The 3,578-nt window shown below is 34.5% G+C and carries 6 protein-coding genes; all 6 read right to left on the bottom strand.

Annotated elements, in window-relative coordinates:
- Nucleotides 1-122: 122 nt before the first annotated feature.
- Entirely contained in the window at nucleotides 123-392 is a 270-nt protein-coding gene (locus PX482_RS05770) for a TOPRIM nucleotidyl transferase/hydrolase domain-containing protein (protein ID WP_288025946.1), read from the bottom strand.
- Nucleotides 392-1,585, bottom strand: a complete 1,194-nt coding sequence (locus PX482_RS05765; RefSeq protein WP_288094257.1) for an ATP-binding protein — start codon at nucleotides 1,583-1,585, stop codon at nucleotides 392-394. Before PX482_RS05765 ends, PX482_RS05770 begins: the two co-directional genes overlap by 1 nt.
- Nucleotides 1,586-1,655: 70 nt before the next feature.
- On the bottom strand, nucleotides 1,656-1,799 hold the full coding sequence (locus PX482_RS05760; protein WP_002761373.1) for a hypothetical protein: 144 nt from the start codon (nucleotides 1,797-1,799) through the stop codon (nucleotides 1,656-1,658).
- Between the two features lie 99 nt (nucleotides 1,800-1,898).
- A complete protein-coding gene (locus tag PX482_RS05755) occupies nucleotides 1,899-2,075 on the bottom strand; it encodes a hypothetical protein (RefSeq protein WP_002761372.1) in 177 nt (58 codons plus the stop codon).
- A 72-nt stretch (nucleotides 2,076-2,147) separates the two neighbouring features.
- Nucleotides 2,148-2,858 carry a hypothetical protein gene (locus tag PX482_RS05750; protein WP_002761371.1) on the bottom strand — a complete coding sequence of 237 codons (711 nt, stop codon included), beginning with the start codon at nucleotides 2,856-2,858 and terminating at the stop codon, nucleotides 2,148-2,150.
- 246 nt (nucleotides 2,859-3,104) lie between these two features.
- Nucleotides 3,105-3,374 carry a DUF2584 domain-containing protein gene (locus PX482_RS05745; protein WP_002761370.1) on the bottom strand — a complete coding sequence of 90 codons (270 nt, stop codon included), beginning with the start codon at nucleotides 3,372-3,374 and terminating at the stop codon, nucleotides 3,105-3,107.
- Nucleotides 3,375-3,578: the final 204 nt, after the last annotated feature.

Genomic DNA, 3,578 nt, shown 5'->3' with positions numbered 1-3,578 from the left:
CCAAGCGATGTACTACAAGAAGGATAATGCAAGGTTTTTGAACGTCCCAATCCTATTTTCGCAGCATGAACATCGGACTTTAACAGGTCAAAAGCTTTATTTTAAAAGGGTTTTACCATTATTCAGCAAACCCTAGTTAAACTATCATGTTGTTTTTTTATATCGGAAAGTACATGAAAATCACATCCGCAATCGTACAAAAGAATAAAGAAAGGAGCAACTTCGATAGAATTTGATTTTAGCGGTTCAATTTTGCGATTAGCTTTATCCCCGCGCACTTGATAAACTTCCACAGAAACTTTTTTGTATCCTGCAATTTCTTGAAGTAACCTGGTTATCAATATTCTTTCGGTCTGTCCTTCCACAAAAATCGCTAGTTTTTTCTGTAACATCAATCTATCACCTCCTCTGAATTAGGTTCCTGCAAGTAGTATTCACTAGCAAAAAAATCAAAGTTATTCAGTCCAATATGTTTAAACTGTTCAAATTGTTCGGGAGAATTAGAGTAATTATGTAATTTAGCGACTCCCGGTTGTCGTTCGATAACAGACCAATATTCAAGAGGAACACCGTTCATGATATTCTCATCATTAGTGGTCATGATAAGTTGCACTAAGCCTGTTTTCGCCTTCTCAATTAAAAGTTTAATTATAGCTGAAGATCGTTGAAAATCCAAACCCTCCCCAATATCATCAATAATAATACAACTAGGCTGATCTGACAAAATAGCGTAATTAATCTGAATAAATAATGATAAAGCTCTGAACATTACTTGAGATATTTCCGATTGTTCCGTGACAGACTTTAACCCATCTTCTTGCACATACAAAAACTTGGGTAAATTGTCTGAATCCTCGTCTAAATTTTCAGGAGGCGAAATATTAGACTTGAAAAAACTCGGTACTTTAGTTTCTATCTTTGCAATTTGATAACCGATTCTATTCATATCGTCAATAATTCTTTGAGTGAATTCACTATGTTCTCGTTTTCCCAGCACAAATATTCCAACAACATGATCACAATCTTTAGCATCTGTTTTGGCTTTTAATAATTCTGTTGTTGGCGGCAATGTGGCTATAGTATTTTTTCCCAGTTGTGTTCCAAATTCATAGAATCTTAGAGAGCTAGACCATTTATAAATATCTTCCAAGAAAGGGTGTTGGATAGTATCTCGACGCTTAACTACTGCTAATTCTGTTTTAGGTGTTTGAAAGCGCATATACTGATTAAGTTCTTGGGCAAAAATTCTACCTTCTGCCGACTCATTTCTTTCTAAAAGTTGCTTGCTACCAATAATTAGCTTTTCTTGGAGAACTTCTCCATTTTCTGATTCTAGAAAATATTCTGTTTTACAATTTGTGGTGCAATCAAAAAATAAATGCCATGTATCCTTTCTAAAAGATGGATCAAATTTTTCACTTCCAGATAATAGTTCTGATAGCTTATATATACTTTTGACAATTCTTGATTTTCCACTGGCATTTTTACCAACGATTAAATTAATATTGCCTAACTGACATCCATCAATTCGCCATTCATTGGGGTTGCCTCGATTAGAAATATATTCAAACTGGTCTAATTTCATGATTTTAATCTCCTTGGTCGCAAAAATCGTCAATAAGGTGAGCTTTTCATAGCTCACCCTAAACTTCATACTAACTCAAAACACCGGAAGGAATCCCTAATATATCCTCAATTTTAGGTAAATCTTCTAGGGGAATTACCCGGCCTTCATCCTCAAAACCAGCGATTTCAATTAAGATTGAGAATATTAATACTAGACAGGATAAGAGCTTCATGTATCTAGAATGTATCAAACTAATCGGTCATGACTATAAAAACAAATCCGGGGGTAGATAACCCCCTTGTGTACAAATGATCTGGCAAATACATAAGAACTAATTAGCTGATGGTCTGAGTTTTTGTTGTATTTTAGCCTTTATTCGAGCAATAAAGCTGGATTTGCTCTTTTTTTCGGGATCTTCGTAGATAAAAGTTTTGGCACTACCATCTTCTAATATTTCAATTAACTTTAAACTAGGTGCTTGTCTCTGTTGTTTTAGTGACTCAGACATAATAGTTTCCTCTGTGGTTTAGGTCTTAACCCTACTGTTATCATGAGTCAATTGCTTAACCTAGTCAATACCCTAGACATTATTCTTCATTCTCCAGAGTAATTTAACAACGTTATTGTATTGTGTCATCCAGTCTAAAATACTACTATGCAGATTTCTATCATTCATTGAGCTTAAATCCGCACTATCATCGTTATCAACAGCTAATAGTCCCAGAATAGAACTTTTTTGCAGTGCAGCTACAGCTAACACAATTTTTATATGAGGATTAATTAAGAGTTCATTGTCTCTTTGGAGAGGGACATAAGAAGACGGTAATTGCTGAGAATTGGAAATATCAACAAACTCCAAAGCATACTTTCTTATAGTCTTCAGGTATGTGTAACCAATTACCCCTTCATCTAATTCAAAAAGTGCCTCTAGTTCCCTATCAGATACATTGCTAGTTTTACATACCATTTGGAGATTCCAAGTAAATAACTTTTGTCTCACTGGTATCCACAAGGATACTCTGATATTGCCCTGTAGATTAAATTTTTGTTTTATATCAACAGATAATTCTTCTAAAGAACTACTGATTGCTGGCACAATATTTAAGCGAATTGTTTCTAAAAGTTCAACAGTATCTTGTCCAGTCTGTGTTTGAGAGAGTAGAACAGGAATTCCTAAGATAATAATAGATATAATCGTAACTATTTGAGGACTTTTTAATAATTTCCATTCCCTAGGTATAGGACTATTCTCTCCTGTAAAAAATGAACTTGCATCCCCTAAACCTGTCACAATTGCTACTATTAAGTATAACAAAAATATGAGTTTTTCCCAAGGCTTGAATTTTCTGAGAAAATAATCAAATTCATACTTAAGTAGGTGGGTGGAATTAAATATAAAATGAACGTAGGTTGGGTTGAAGCATGAAACCCAACGCCCGCATGGGTTACGCTACCGCTAACCCATCCTACAAATAATTGTGCCTACCTACTTAATAATTCTTGCAATAATTATTCGTTGTTGATCCTTCATCTAATTTCAAGTTTCTTTGACAATAAAAGGGACTGGATAAATCCTATCAATTCTAAATAAAACTGTTGTTTGACGATTTTCCCAAACTAATTTTTCAATGATAACATCTGCGTAGGCGACCCAATGTTCATTTACCAAAGGAATGGGAACATCAACAGGAATAATTCTATAATCTTCTTTGCTCCCTTGATACTGTTTAGATAATTCCAAACTTTCTGGATAACCTTGAGATGGTTTTAACTTTAAAATACTATTCACTTCACAGGGCATCCCCATAAATTTTACCTCTTTATTTTCTGAACAAAAGGTGAGCTTTTCATAGCTCACCCTAAACTTCATACTAACTCAAAACACCAGAAGGAATCCCTAAGATATCCTCAATTTTAGGTAAATCTTCTAGGGGAATTACCCGGCCTTCATCCTCAAAACCAGCGATTTCATTAAAGTTCAAATAGCGGTATAAATCGCCAGCAAAAGGAT

The organism is Microcystis sp. M53602_WE12, assembly GCF_030065455.1.
Classification (GTDB): Bacteria; Cyanobacteriota; Cyanobacteriia; order Cyanobacteriales; family Microcystaceae; genus Microcystis; species Microcystis aeruginosa.
Note: the sequence above shows the minus strand (reverse complement) of the source record. Positions and strands in the feature narration are given on the sequence as shown.

What these genes read in the sequence shown, in the direction of transcription:
- PX482_RS05765 (WP_288094257.1), bottom strand. Translation starts at nt 1,585, where the DNA reads ATGAAATTAGACCAGTTTGAATATATTTCTAATCGAGGCAACCCCAAT.
- PX482_RS05760 (WP_002761373.1), bottom strand. Translation starts at nt 1,799, where the DNA reads ATGAAGCTCTTATCCTGTCTAGTATTAATATTCTCAATCTTAATTGAA.
- PX482_RS05755 (WP_002761372.1), bottom strand. Translation starts at nt 2,075, where the DNA reads ATGTCTGAGTCACTAAAACAACAGAGACAAGCACCTAGTTTAAAGTTA.
- PX482_RS05770 (WP_288025946.1), bottom strand. Translation starts at nt 392, where the DNA reads ATGTTACAGAAAAAACTAGCGATTTTTGTGGAAGGACAGACCGAAAGA.
- PX482_RS05745 (WP_002761370.1), bottom strand. Translation starts at nt 3,374, where the DNA reads ATGGGGATGCCCTGTGAAGTGAATAGTATTTTAAAGTTAAAACCATCT.